An 11,921-nucleotide genomic window follows, 5' to 3' on the forward strand; every position below is an offset into this window, starting at 1 on the left:
CGGATGCCGTGCGCTCGCCCCCGCGCCCCGCGTCAGGGGATGATGCGGTGGCCGTACGCCATCTGCTCGAGCCGCGCGATGCGCTCGGCCATCGGGGGGTGGGTGGCCATGAGGCGCGAGACGTCCTGGGCGCGGAACGGGTTGGCGATCATCATGTGGCTCGCGTTGACGACCTGCTGGGTCGGCGCGAGGGGCGCCCGGGCGACCCCGAGCTCGAGCTTGCGCAGTGCGGAGGCGAGGGCCAGCGGGTCGTTCGTCAGGCGGGCGCCGTCCTCGTCGGCGTCGTACTCGCGGGTGCGCGAGATGGCGAGCTGGACGACCATCGCCGCGAAGGGCGCGAGGATGGCGAGCGCGAGGCCGGCGACGGGGTTGCGGTTCTCGTCGCTCGAGCCGCCCCCGCCGAAGATCATCCCGAAGGACAGGAACTGCCCGATCGTCGAGATGACACCGGCGATGGCGGCCGCGACCGAGCTCGTGAGGATGTCGCGGTTGTAGACGTGCATGAGCTCGTGCCCGAGGACCCCCCGCAGCTCGCGCTCGTCGAGCAGGCCGAGGATGCCCTGCGTGCAGCAGACGGCGGCGTTCTCGGGGTTGCGCCCGGTGGCGAAGGCGTTGGGGGCCTGGGTCGGCGAGATGTACAGGCGTGGCATCGGCTTGCCCGCCTTCGTCGAGAGCTCGCGCACGATGCGGTACATCCCCGGGGCCTCGGCCTCGCTCACCGGGTAGGCGTGCATGGCGCGGATGGCCAGCTTGTCGGAGTTCCAGTAGCCGTAGAACGTCGTCGCGACGCCGATGAGGGCGAAGACGAGGAGGAACACGCTGCTGCCGGTGTACTGCGCGACCATCCAGCCGATCGCGAGCAGGATGGCCCACATGCCGCCGAAGAGGGCGGCGGTCTTCAGGCCGTTGTTGTGGCTGTGCATGTCTCCTCCAACGCTGCGAGGTGGCCGCTTCGTTCCGTCACGACAGGAGGCCGAGGAGCAGCCCAGGCAGGACGCTGAGCAGGACGAGGAGGCCTGTGCCGACGACGAGGACGACCCGCGCGGCCCGAGGCGCCGGCCCGCTCGCCGCGGTACCGGTCGTCGGGTCCCCAGGGCCCGCGACGAGGAGGGCGAACCAGCGCAGGTAGACGGCGATGCCGAGCACGACGGCGACGACGGCCACGAGCGCGAGCGGCCACAGCCCCTCGTCGACGACCGGCCGCAGCGCGACGACCTTCGCGACGAGCCCGACGACGCCCGGCGGCAGGCCGGCGAGCACGAGGAGGGCGAAGGCGAGCGCCCCACCGGTGAGCGGGTCGCGGCGCAGCAGCCCCCGGGTGCTCGCGAGCGACCCGGCCCCGACGACCCGGACGGCGGCGAACGCCACGAGCGTCGCGACGGCATAGGTGAGGACGTACATGGCGGACGCGCGCAACCCCTCGTCGGTGAGCGCGGCGACCGGGAGCACGACCCACCCCGCCTGGGCGACGGTCGACCAGGCGAGGAGGCGGGTCGTGTCGTCCTGGCGCAGGGCCATGACGTTGCCGAGCAGCATCGACGCCGCGACGACGGCTCCCACGACGACGGTGACCGGCCGCAGGTCGGGGATCCCGGCCCCGGCGAGTGCCTGGCCGACGACGAGCAGGGCCGCGGCGGCCGAGGTCTTCGAGGCGGCCGCGAGGGCGGCGGCGGTGCCGACGTCGGCGGTGGAGTAGGCCTGCGGTGTCCAGGCGTGGAAGGGCACGAGCGAGAGCTTGAAGCCGAGGCCGCTGAGCAGGACGGTGACCGCGAGCACGAGCACCGAACGCCGATCGGGGTCGGCCCAGGCCCGGGACACCGTGTCGGCGGCGAACGACGCGTCGCCCGTGGCCGTGAGCCACAGGGCACTGCCGAGCACGAGCAGGGCGAACGACGCCAGCGAGGTGACGAGCAGCGTGAGCGCACCGTGCGCCGCGGTGCGCGTGCCCCGCAGCGCGACGAGCGCGACGAGCGGGATGGTCGCGAGCTCGAGGCAGACGAGCCACGTGCCGAGGTCCCGGGCGGCGGCGACACCGGCACCACCCGTGGCGGCGGCGAGGAGCAGGGCGGTCGTCACCGCGGTGTCGTGCGGGCCGGTGGCGCGCGGGCCGGTGGCGCGTGGGCCACCCCCCGACCCGTGGAGGAGCGCGAGCGCGGCGGCCGTCGAGAGCAGGATGCCGGCCTGCAGCGCGCCGGACGCGGGTCCGGCGGTCCACAGGCAGGCGCCGTCGGGCGCGGGGAGGCACAGCGTGCGCACCGGGTCGGAGGCCGGGCGCAGGGCGGTGGCGAGGGCGGCGCCGGCCCCGACGACGAGGACCGCGACGCCGGCGACCGGGGGCCAGGCACGACGCCCGGGCACGACGGCGTCGCCGACGAGGACGAGCAGCGCACCGAGCGCGGGGAGCAGCGCCGGTGACAGGGCGACGACGTCGACGCTCACCACCGTGGCGGTGACCACGGCGGCCGTCATCGCGCACCCGCGACGAGCTGCGCGACGGCATCCGCCGTGAGCCCGAGGAGGGGCCCCGGGACGACCCCGAGGGCGACGGTCACCGCGGCGAGCACGCCCAGGACGGCCAGCTCGACCCCGCGGGTGTCCGGGGTCGGGACCGCGCCGTCCCCGGGGTCGACCGCCTCCCCGACCCACACGGTGCGCGCCACCCGCAGGGCGTACGCGGCGGCGAGGGCGGCGCCGACGGCGGCGGCGACCGCGCAGGCGACGAACAGGCCGCGCGGGCGGTCGGCGGCCGGCATCCACGCGGCGTACACGGCGAGGAACTCGCCCCAGAACCCGGCGAGCCCCGGCAGGCCCAGGCTCGCGGCGAGCCCGACGACGAGGACGAACCCGAGCCGCGGGGAGGTCTCGCGCAGGGCGGGGCGGGGTAGCGCGAGGTCGACGCTCCCCCAGCGCTGCTTGAGGCCGCCGACGAGGACGAAGAGCAGGGCCGAGACGACGCCGTGGGCGATGTTGGCGAACAGTGCGGCCTGCAGACCGGTCTCGGATCCGGCGGCGAGGGCGAGGACCACGAACCCCATGTGCGCGACGGACGAGTACGCGATGAGCCGCTTGAGGTCACGCTCGACGAGGCAGACGAGCGCCCCCCACACGATGCCGACGACGCCCACGACGCCGAGCACGGGGCTGAGCGTGGCGAACCCGTCGGGCACGGTCGACACAGGGAGGCGGACCAGTCCGTAGGTGCCCATCTTGAGCAGGACGGCGGCGAGCAGCACCGACCCCGCGGTCGGGGCCGTCGTGTGGGCCGGGGGCAGCCAGGTGTGGAGCGGGAAGACCGGCACCTTGACGCCGAGGCCGGTCACGAGGAGGGCGGCGACGAGCAGCTGGCGCTCGGGCGGCAGGGCGGCCCCCGCGCCGTCGGCGAGCGCCTCGAGGTCGGAGGTGCCGGCCGAGGTGACGAGCGCGAGGATGCCGACGAGCATGAGCGTCGAGCCGACAGCGGTGTAGAGGATGAACCGGTGACCGGCGTCCGCCCTGGCCCGCTCGTCGTGCCGGTCGCCGTAGCGGCTGATGAGCACCCACATCGGCACGAGGACGAGCTCGAACGCGACGAAGAAGAGCACGGCATCCCGGGCGGTGAAGGTGGCGAGCGCGCCCGCCTCGACGAGCACGAGGCAGCCGAGGAAGGTGGCCGGAGCGCCCCCGGCGGGCACCTCGACCCAGGCGTGTGCCGCGACGAGCACCCCGACGGATGCCGTGAGCAGCACGAGCGGCACGGCGATCCCGTCGACCCCGAAGGACCAGCGCACCCCGATCTCGGGCAGCCAGGACCGGTCGACCCCGGTGCGGGTCACGGCGAGGACGACGGCCAGGACGAGCGTCGCGCCGGCCGCGGCGGCGGCCGCGGTCCGGGCGGTGGCGACCGGCAGCGCCCGGCCGCCCGTGACGAGCCAGAGGCCGACGACGGCGGGGACCGCGAGGAGGAGGCTCACGACCACGCGACCACCCCCGCGAGCCCGAGCACGACGACGGCGGCGAGCACGAGGCCGACCGCCGAGCTGGGCCGCTCCCCGTGGTGGGCGCGGGCCCCGAGCCAGCCGGCGGCCCGGGTGGCTGCGGCCGTGCCGCGCACGTAGAAGTCGACGACCTCGGTGTCGAGGAAGGCGACGAGCCGGGCGAGCGCGAGCACCGGGGTGGCGACGACGCGCACGTAGAGGCCGTCGGCCCCGAGCCCGCGGTCCGCATGGGGGACGAAGCGGCGGGCGAGGACGTCGGCCGGGTCGCGGTCGAGGCCGCCGCGCAGGGCCGCCCCGACGCCGACCGCGATGAGAAGCAGGGTGATGACGATCCACCCGAGCGAGGCCTCGCCCACCGGGAACGCATCGGTGAGCAGGACGAGGCCGCCGAGGACGCTCATGACGACGAGCACCCCGAGGACGGCCTGGATGGCGACGGGGAGGGGTGCGGACGTCGGCGCCGGGCGGACGTGCGCCGTGAGGAGGAGGTAGGCCCGGGTGCAGTAGGCAGCGGTGACGGGGGCCGTGACGAGCAGGGCGACGAGCACGACGACGCCCGGCCCGGTCTCGACGGCGCCCTCCCACGAGACGGCGATGACGTGCTCCTTCGACAGGCCCCCGACGACGAGGGGCACCCCGGCGAGCGAGAGCAGCCCGAAGACGAAGGAGACCCGCAGCAGCGGGGCCGCCGCGGCGCTGCCCCGGAGCGCGACCGCCGCCGTCCCGCCCGCGATGACAGCGGCCCAGCCGATGGCGAGGAAGAGCAGGGCCTTGAACACGGCGTGCGACCACAGGTGGAACAGGCCGGCGCCCGCCCCCTCCTCGAGCGGTGCGGCTGCGAGGGCCGAGAGCATGACGCCGACCTGGCTCACCGTCGACCAGGCGAGCAGCCGCTTGAGGTCGCTCTGCGCGAAGGCGAGCACCGCGGCGAGGAGCATCGTGATCGACACCGAGATCCCGAGCACCCAGCGCGGTGTCTGGCTGACGGCGAGCAGCGGGAACAGCCCGGCGAGCACGACGGTGCCGGCGGCGACCATCGTCGCCGCGTGGATGAGGGCGCTCGCCGGGGTGGGGCCCTCCATCGCGTCGGCGAGCCAGTCCTGGAACGGCAGCTGCGCCGACTTGCCGAGCACGCCGATGACGACGAGCGTGACGAGCCAGGCCCGCAGCGTGCCGTCCGGGGCACCGCACGCGGCGAGCGCTTCCGCGACCGGCAGCCCGGTGGCGACCTGGCCGTCGATGCACTCGGTCGGGCGGGCCCACGCCGCGACGACGCCGCCGAGGCTCGTCGTCCCGGCACCCGCGGCGAGCCCGACTATGCCGAGGACGAACCCGACGTCGGCCACCCGGGTCACGAGGAACGCTTTGTGGGCGGCACGGCGGGCGGTGTGCCGGCGGGACCAGTGCCCGATGAGGAGGTACGAGCACCACCCCATGACCTCCCAGCCGACGACGGTGAGCACGAGGTCCGCCGAGTGCACGACGAGGAGCATGGCGGCGGTGAAGAGCGAGACCGTCGCGGCGAAGCGGGGGTAGCGGTCGTCGTCCGCGAGGTACCACGTCGAGTACACCTGCACCGCGAGGGCGACGAGCGCGACGACGAAGGCGACGGCGGCGCGGGTCGGGTCGGTGGCGACGGCGAGCGGCACCTCGAGCTCGCCGGCGCGCAGGGCCGGGCCGGCGGCCTCGAGGGCCCCCGTGCCGGCCAGCGCCCACCCGACGGCCGCGAGCACGAGGGTCGCGCCGCCGAGCCCGACGGCCGTGGCCTGGGCGAGGCGGCGGTCGCGGCCCAGGGCGAGACCGAGGAGGGCGGCGAGGGCGGGCAGCAGCACGACCGGCCACGGGTTCACGGCGCCTCCCCGCTCGGCTCGTCGAGGTCGATGCGCGCCCGCTGGCGGAAGGCCGTGAGGACGACGGCGAGGGCCACGACCACCTCCGCGGCGGCGATCGTGATGACGAACAGCGGCAGCACGCTGCCGGCCGCCCAGCGGTCGGCAGCGGATGCCTGGGTCGCGACGAGGAGGACGAGCGAGCCGCTGAGCACGAGCTCGACCCCGACGAGCAGGAGGACGGCGTTGCGGCGCACGGCGATCCCGAAGACGCCGAGGCCGACGAGGGCGGCGGCGAGCAGGTACGGGCCGACGAGGTGGATCACGAGGCGGCACCCTCGCGAGGGACCCGGGAGACCGCGAGCGCCGCGACGAGGGCGGCGAGCAGGAGCAGCGAGAGCAGCTCGAACGGCCACACCCAGGTGCCGAACAGCTGGCCCGCCACCTGGGTCGACGACACCTCGGCCCGGTCGACCGGCGCACCCGCGAGCGGCAGGAGCACCGAGCCGAGCAGGACGGCGACAGCGGCCCCGAGCACCGCGGCACCCGCCGTGCGTGCGGGCCCGACGCGGTGCTCGAGGTCGGGCCCGATGGGCGCCCGGGTGAGCATGAGGGCGAAGAGCACGAGCACGACGACGGCGCCGACGTAGACGAGCACGAGCACGAGCGCGACGAGCTCGGCCCCCATGACGAGGAGCGAGCCGGCGACCCCGAGGAGGGCGACGACGAGCCACAGGGCGGCGTGCACGACGTGCCGAGTCGTCACCGCGAGCAGGCCGCCGGCCACGGCCACGAGGCCGCAGGCCGCGAAGGCCGTGTCGAGAGCGGTCACGAGGCGTCCCCGTCGGCGGGTGGCTTCGGGGTCTCGGCGTCGGCGACAGCCCCGGCGTCGGTGGGAGCTCCGGCGTCGGTGGGGACTCCGGCGTCGGTGGGGACTCCGGCGTCGGCGGGCGTGGCGGGTGGGCGGGCGGTGGCGGGGCGCGGACGCACGGTGCGCGGCATCCGGGGTCCTGAACCCCCGGCGGCTCCGGCCCCCGCTCCCCCGGCGGCACCCCCGGCGGGAGCGGCGCGCGGTGGCTTGTTCGCGGCGGCGACCTCGGCGGGCTCGGCGGCCCTGTCGTCGAGGGCGGGTGGGGGCGGGACGGTGGGCATCCACCCGGCGAGGCGGTCCTTCTCGTGGAGCAGGTCGCGGATGTCGACCTCGGCGTACTCGAACTGCGGGCTCCAGTGCAGGGCGTCGAACGGGCAGACCTCGATGCAGATGCCGCAGTACATGCACAGGCTGAAGTCGATGGCGAAGCGGTCGAGGACGTTGCGCTGGCGGTCGCGGCCACCGGGGGTCGTCGCGGGGATCGTCTCCTTGTGCGAGTCGATGTAGATGCACCAGTCGGGGCACTCGCGCGCGCAGAGCATGCACGACGTGCAGTTCTCCTCGAGCAGGGCGATGACGCCGCGGCTGCGCGGGGGCAGGGTGGGGGCGACGTCGGGGTACTCGGCCGTGTGCGAGGGCCGCAGCGCGGTGCGGGCCGTCGTGACGAGGCCCTTGAGGATGCCGGGAAGCGGGCTCACCAGCCCATCACCACCCCGGCGCCGGTGAGCAGCAGCTGCGCGAGGGCGAGCGGGACGAGCCAGACCCAGGCGAGGCGCTGGAGCTGGTCCTCGCGCAGCCGGGGCCAGGCGACTCGCACCCAGATGACGAGCACGGCGACGGCGAGCCCCTTGAGCAGGGTCCAGACCCAGCCGAGGGTGTCCTCGAACGGCCCGTGCCAGCCGCCGAGCCAGAGCGTGGCGAAGAGCAACGACATGACGACGATGCCGGCGTACTCGCTGAGGAGGAAGAAGGCGAAGCGCAGCCCGGTGTACTCCGTCCAGGCGCCCATGACGAGCTCGGCGTCGGCGACCGGCATGTCGAACGGGGGTCGCTGCAGCTCGGCGACCGCGGCGACGAGGAACACGACCGCACCCGGCAGCTGCCACAGCAGCCACCACGGCGACCACCGGTCGGTGAGCGTGGCAAGCGACAGCGAGCCGCCCGCGAGGGCGACCGACGCGATGGCCAGGACGATCGGGAGCTCGTAGGACACGAGCTGGGCGGCGGCCCGCAGGCCCCCGAGGAGCGCGTACTTGTTGGCGCTCGCCCATCCCGCCATGAGCGTGCCGAGCGCCCCGACGGACGTGGCCGCGAGCACGAGCACGACCGACCCGGGGACGTCGACCGCCGCCACCCCGGGGTGCACCGGGATCGTGGCCATCGCGAGCAGGTAGGGGACGAGCGCGACGGCGGGCGCGAGCCGGAAGACCCACCGGTCGGCTGCCCGCGGAGTGATGTCCTCCTTCTGCACGAACTTCACCCCGTCGGCGACGAGCTGCGCCCACCCGTGGAAACCGCCGGCGTACATGGGGCCGAGGCGGCCCTGCATGTGCGCCATGACCTTGTGCTCGGCCTGCCCGACGAGCAGCGGCAGCACGAGGAACGCGGCGAGCACCGAGGCGGCCCGCACCGAGGCCTCGAGGAGGGTCATCGCGGCCCCCACTCCGGTGGGGGGACGCCCGGGGCCTGGACGCGGCGACGGCTCGGCGACTTGGCGGACTCGTGGCCCTCGCCCGGCTCCTTGCCCCCGGGCCACGGCTTCGAGGCCCGCGCCGCGAGCTGGAAGGACTTGCGCAGGGGCGTGCCCTCGAACCCGTCGGGGAGGAGGAGCGGCCGGATGCCGAGCCCGCTGCCGTCGTCGAAGCCGGCGACGTCGATGCCGAACATCTCGAACGTCTCGCGCTCGTGCCACGCCGCCCCGGCGAAGACGCCGGTGACGGAGTCGATCGGCTCACCGTCGGCGACCCGGGCCACGACGAGGAGGCCGCGCAGTGCCCCGGGGGTGCGGACGTCGAGCAGGTGGGCGGTGACGTCGAACCCGGGGGCCGCCTCGTCGTAGGTGCGGTCGACGGCGCTCAGCCAGTCGAAGAAGGTGAAGCCCTCGTCGCGCGCTGCGGTCAGGGCGGAGCGCCACTGCCCGGCCTCGACCACGCGCGTCTCGTCAGCCACCCCGGCAGCCTATCGACCGGCCTGCGGGGGTGACGGACCTGACGTGGAGCGGCGCCGGCCAGTCGTCCGAACGTCGGGCGCGGTCAGGATCGCCGGGCGTCGGCCTCGGCGGTCCTTGGGCCGTCGCCAGCCGTCGGGAGGACCACCTGGGCGGCGACGACGGCCAGACCCGCCACGCCGACGAACCAGCCCCACGCCGGCCACCCGGCATCCACGAGCCCGAAGGCGGTGCCGAGGCACAGCGCGGCGGCCACGAGCACGCGGGCACCGGTGCCGAGCCGCCATCGTGCCTTGGGGGCCATGAGGAGCCCCCACAGGAGGAGGACGAGCGCGGTCGCGCCGATCGCCGCGCCCCACCCGGCGAGGCCTCCGCCGACGGCGGCGTAGGCGATGGCGCCGACCCCACCGAACAGGGCCAGCTCGACGACGAACGCGACGACGGCAAGGGCGAGCAGGCTCGGGGTCGACATGAGATCGGCCCCGTGCCCGGGGGTGGGGCGCTCGGGCGGGGTGGAGCTCACGGCTTGGTCACGAGGTCGCGGGTCACTTCGCCGGCGGCGGCGGTGCGGTGCCCGGCATACCGCTCGGGGGCCGGGGCGCGGCCGGGCTGCCGGGCGGCAATGGAGGCACCGGTGAGGCGTTCGTCGGCGATCTTCGCCTGGAGCCGGATGATGCCCTGGAGGAGCGCTTCGGGCCGGGGTGGGCAGCCGGGGACGTAGACGTCGACCGGGATGAGCTGGTCGACGCCCTTCGTGACGCTGTACGAGTCCCAGTAGGGGCCGCCCGAGTTGGAGCAGGCTCCGAACGACAGGACGTACTTGGGCTCGGGCATCTGGTCGTAGAGCCGGCGGATCGCGGGCGCCATCTTGTCGGTCACGGTGCCCGACACGACCATGAGGTCGGCCTGCCGCGGGCCGGGGGCGAACGGGATGACGCCGAGGCGGATGAAGTCGTGGCGGCCCATCGACGTGGCGATGAACTCGATGGCGCAGCAGGCGAGCCCGAAGTTGAAGACCCACAGTGAGTAGCGGCGTCCCCAGTTCAGGACGACCCGAACCGGCTTCGGCGCGTGCTCGGCGACGGGCCCGACACGGGGCATGGGCAGGTCGACGCTCACGACATGTCCCAGCGGAGCAGGCCGCGCCGGGCGGCGTGGAGGAGCCCGACGAGGATGACGCCGACGAACACGACGACCTCGACGAGGGAGACGAGCCCGAGCTCGGGGTCGCGCAGCACGAGCGCCCACGGGAAGAGGTAGACCGCGTCGACGGCGAAGACGACGTAGAGGAAGGCGAACGCGATGTAGCGGATCTGGCTCTGCGCCCACCCGGAGCCGACGGGGTCGACGCCGCTCTCGTAGGTGCGCAGCCCGGTCTCGGTGACCGCCCTCGGGGCGACGAGGCGGCGGGCGACCATCGCTGCCGTGACGAGGAGGACGCCCGCGAGCACCACTGCCGCTGCCGCCGCGTAGCCCTCCATGACCGGCAAGCGTAGTCCGCCGGCTGGACAGGCGTGGGGGCGCGACGGTGTGCTGGGCGGATGGGACCTCCCGATCGGGTGCGCTGGGCCGTCGACGTCGTCGGGCTGTCGCCGGACGACCGGGTGCTCGAGGTGGGTGGAGGCACCGGGGCATCGGCCAGGCTGGTGTGCGAACGGCTCGGCTCGGGGCGGCTGGTGGCCGTCGACCGCTCGTCCGTCGCGACCGCCCGGATCGCTGCGGCCTGCCCCGACCAGCTGGCGTCCGGGCGGCTCGTCGTCGTCACGGCAGCGCTCGCCGAGCTGGAGCTGGAGGAGGCGTCGGTGGACGTTGCTTTCAGCGTCGATGTCAACGTCTTCTGGACCTCGAACGCCGCGGCCGAGCTCGCCGTGCTGCGCCGGGTCCTCGTCCCGGACGGGCGGCTGGCGGTGCTGTACGGGGTCGGCGGCCCGCAGGCCGGGCGGATCCAGGAGCGGGTGCTCGATCCGGTCGCAGCGCAGGTTCGAGCTGCCGGGTTCGTCGACGTGGTGACGCGTGTCGACGAGGCAGGCTGTGGCGTCCTCGCGCGCTCGGTTCCATGAGCTGGCTCCATCCTTCGGCACTCGGACCTCCTCACACGGAGGCGAGGCGGTCGATGAGGTGACGTTCGAGAGCGGACGCCAGCGGTCGTCGCTTCCCCCGAGGCCGAGCCCGGCGCCGCGCCGGATGCCGCCCCGCCGGGCGTCGCGCCGTGGATGGTGCGCCGCGTCGCGAGCCGGGCACGGTGGGGGTCGTGCCTTCCCGTCCGAGGTCGTGCTTGGTCCCTCGACTCGGCTCGGGTTGAGCGTGGGGCTGGTGCTCGGGGGGTTGCCAGCCCCAGCCGGTCAGTGGGGGCGCGACGGAGCGGTAGGTGTGCCCGGTGGGGGTGATGACCTCAAGCTCGCGCGGGTGTCCCGGGGACAGCCCGGTGTGGAGCACGCGCACTCGCCAGCCGGGGGCCTCCTTGACCTGGTTGCACCTCGCGCACCGCCCGTCGCCATTGCCGTACCCGGTCACCCCGCCGGCCCGGGCCGGGTGGGCGTGGTCGGCGTGCACGATCGGGGCCTGGCACCACGGGGTGGTGCACACGTCATCGCGCAGCACCAGCATCCGGCGCAGCAACCCCGAGAACGTGCGCCGACGTGAGTCCATGCCGACCAGGTCGCGCCCGTCCGGGCTGGTGTACAGGCGCCGCAGCCACACCCGCGCCACCCGGGAACCCGCCTCGGGCTTCCGGGCCCGGGTTCCCTGCCCGGCGCCCCGGGCTCGAGCCCGGGCGCCACCGGCACCAGCAGCCGGGTCGGGCACGGCCCTCTGCGGCTCAGCCTCTTCACCGTCAGCGTCCTCGGTCGCCTCGACGGACCCGGTGTCGTCACGTTCAACGTCGTCGGGTACGACATCGTCGACTCCAGGTACGTCAGGCGCCTCGTCGGGCACCGGGTCGTTCGGCACGGGGCCGTCAGGCACGGTGTCGCCACCTGCAGCGGCGTCGTCAGGTTCGGTGCCGTCGTCGTCAGGTTCGTCGTCGTCGGGGAGGTTCTCGCGCAGCCAGGCCCGGGCGATCGGGGCGGGCACACTGCCGT

Annotated in this window: 13 protein-coding genes and 1 pseudogene; 1 reads left to right on the forward strand and 13 read right to left on the reverse strand. The window is 74.9% G+C overall.

Annotation, left to right across the window (positions count from 1 at the left end; translation table 11 throughout):
* Window positions 1-32 precede the first annotated feature (32 nt).
* From htpX to ABD899_RS11880, 12 genes are all read right to left on the reverse strand, one after another.
* A complete protein-coding gene (gene htpX, locus ABD899_RS11825; protein WP_345206105.1) occupies window positions 33-923 on the reverse strand; it encodes a zinc metalloprotease HtpX in 891 nt (296 codons plus the stop codon).
* A 37-nt stretch (window positions 924-960) separates the two neighbouring features.
* Window positions 961-2,469, reverse strand: a complete 1,509-nt coding sequence (locus ABD899_RS11830; protein ID WP_345206107.1) for a proton-conducting transporter transmembrane domain-containing protein — start codon at window positions 2,467-2,469, stop codon at window positions 961-963.
* Window positions 2,466-3,956, reverse strand: coding sequence for a complex I subunit 4 family protein (locus tag ABD899_RS11835; RefSeq protein WP_345206109.1), 1,491 nt, complete (start codon window positions 3,954-3,956; stop codon window positions 2,466-2,468). Before ABD899_RS11835 ends, ABD899_RS11830 begins: the two co-directional genes overlap by 4 nt.
* Entirely contained in the window at window positions 3,947-5,824 is a 1,878-nt protein-coding gene (locus ABD899_RS11840) for an NADH-quinone oxidoreductase subunit 5 family protein (protein ID WP_345206112.1), read from the reverse strand. Before ABD899_RS11840 ends, ABD899_RS11835 begins: the two co-directional genes overlap by 10 nt.
* The gene (nuoK, locus tag ABD899_RS11845; protein ID WP_345206115.1) at window positions 5,821-6,129 is read right to left on the reverse strand and encodes an NADH-quinone oxidoreductase subunit NuoK; all 309 of its coding nucleotides are present in this window, start codon (window positions 6,127-6,129) and stop codon (window positions 5,821-5,823) included. The genes ABD899_RS11840 and nuoK overlap by 4 nt, the downstream gene beginning before the upstream one ends.
* Entirely contained in the window at window positions 6,126-6,635 is a 510-nt protein-coding gene (locus ABD899_RS11850; protein ID WP_345206118.1) for an NADH-quinone oxidoreductase subunit J family protein, read from the reverse strand. The genes nuoK and ABD899_RS11850 overlap by 4 nt, the downstream gene beginning before the upstream one ends.
* Window positions 6,632-7,372 (reverse strand): NuoI/complex I 23 kDa subunit family protein, encoded by a 741-nt coding sequence (locus ABD899_RS11855; RefSeq protein ID WP_345206120.1) that lies wholly within the window; start codon window positions 7,370-7,372, stop codon window positions 6,632-6,634. The genes ABD899_RS11850 and ABD899_RS11855 overlap by 4 nt, the downstream gene beginning before the upstream one ends.
* Window positions 7,369-8,325, reverse strand: coding sequence for a complex I subunit 1/NuoH family protein (locus tag ABD899_RS11860; protein WP_345206123.1), 957 nt, complete (start codon window positions 8,323-8,325; stop codon window positions 7,369-7,371). Before ABD899_RS11860 ends, ABD899_RS11855 begins: the two co-directional genes overlap by 4 nt.
* Complete coding sequence (locus ABD899_RS11865) at window positions 8,322-8,843, reverse strand: NADH-quinone oxidoreductase subunit C (protein WP_345206126.1); 522 nt, start codon at window positions 8,841-8,843, stop codon at window positions 8,322-8,324. Before ABD899_RS11865 ends, ABD899_RS11860 begins: the two co-directional genes overlap by 4 nt.
* A gap of 83 nt (window positions 8,844-8,926) precedes the next feature.
* Window positions 8,927-9,364: a DUF2568 domain-containing protein gene (locus ABD899_RS11870; RefSeq protein ID WP_345206128.1), complete on the reverse strand. Its 438-nt coding sequence runs from the start codon at window positions 9,362-9,364 to the stop codon at window positions 8,927-8,929.
* A complete protein-coding gene (locus ABD899_RS11875; RefSeq protein ID WP_345206144.1) occupies window positions 9,361-9,942 on the reverse strand; it encodes an NADH-quinone oxidoreductase subunit B in 582 nt (193 codons plus the stop codon). The genes ABD899_RS11870 and ABD899_RS11875 overlap by 4 nt, the downstream gene beginning before the upstream one ends.
* 14 nt (window positions 9,943-9,956) lie before the next feature.
* Complete coding sequence (locus ABD899_RS11880; protein ID WP_345206130.1) at window positions 9,957-10,322, reverse strand: NADH-quinone oxidoreductase subunit A; 366 nt, start codon at window positions 10,320-10,322, stop codon at window positions 9,957-9,959.
* Between the two features lie 60 nt (window positions 10,323-10,382).
* Between ABD899_RS11880 and ABD899_RS11885 the strand changes: the two genes are divergently transcribed.
* The gene (locus tag ABD899_RS11885; protein ID WP_345206133.1) at window positions 10,383-10,901 is read left to right on the forward strand and encodes a class I SAM-dependent methyltransferase; all 519 of its coding nucleotides are present in this window, start codon (window positions 10,383-10,385) and stop codon (window positions 10,899-10,901) included.
* Between the two features lie 31 nt (window positions 10,902-10,932).
* Here ABD899_RS11885 and ABD899_RS11890 read toward each other — a convergent pair.
* Window positions 10,933-11,921 (reverse strand): annotated as a pseudogene (locus ABD899_RS11890) (hypothetical protein); the annotation flags it as partial.

Source organism: Fodinibacter luteus, from assembly GCF_039541575.1.
In the GTDB taxonomy this organism is placed as follows: Bacteria; Actinomycetota; Actinomycetes; order Actinomycetales; family Dermatophilaceae; genus Fodinibacter; species Fodinibacter luteus.

Excerpts from the sequence above, each read along its gene's own strand:
- htpX (WP_345206105.1), bottom strand. The coding sequence starts at position 923 with ATGCACAGCCACAACAACGGCCTGAAGACCGCCGCCCTCTTCGGCGGC.
- ABD899_RS11830 (WP_345206107.1), bottom strand. The coding sequence starts at position 2,469 with ATGACGGCCGCCGTGGTCACCGCCACGGTGGTGAGCGTCGACGTCGTC.
- ABD899_RS11860 (WP_345206123.1), bottom strand. The coding sequence starts at position 8,325 with ATGACCCTCCTCGAGGCCTCGGTGCGGGCCGCCTCGGTGCTCGCCGCG.
- ABD899_RS11875 (WP_345206144.1), bottom strand. The coding sequence starts at position 9,942 with ATGCCCCGTGTCGGGCCCGTCGCCGAGCACGCGCCGAAGCCGGTTCGG.
- ABD899_RS11880 (WP_345206130.1), bottom strand. The coding sequence starts at position 10,322 with ATGGAGGGCTACGCGGCGGCAGCGGCAGTGGTGCTCGCGGGCGTCCTC.
- ABD899_RS11885 (WP_345206133.1), top strand. The coding sequence starts at position 10,383 with ATGGGACCTCCCGATCGGGTGCGCTGGGCCGTCGACGTCGTCGGGCTG.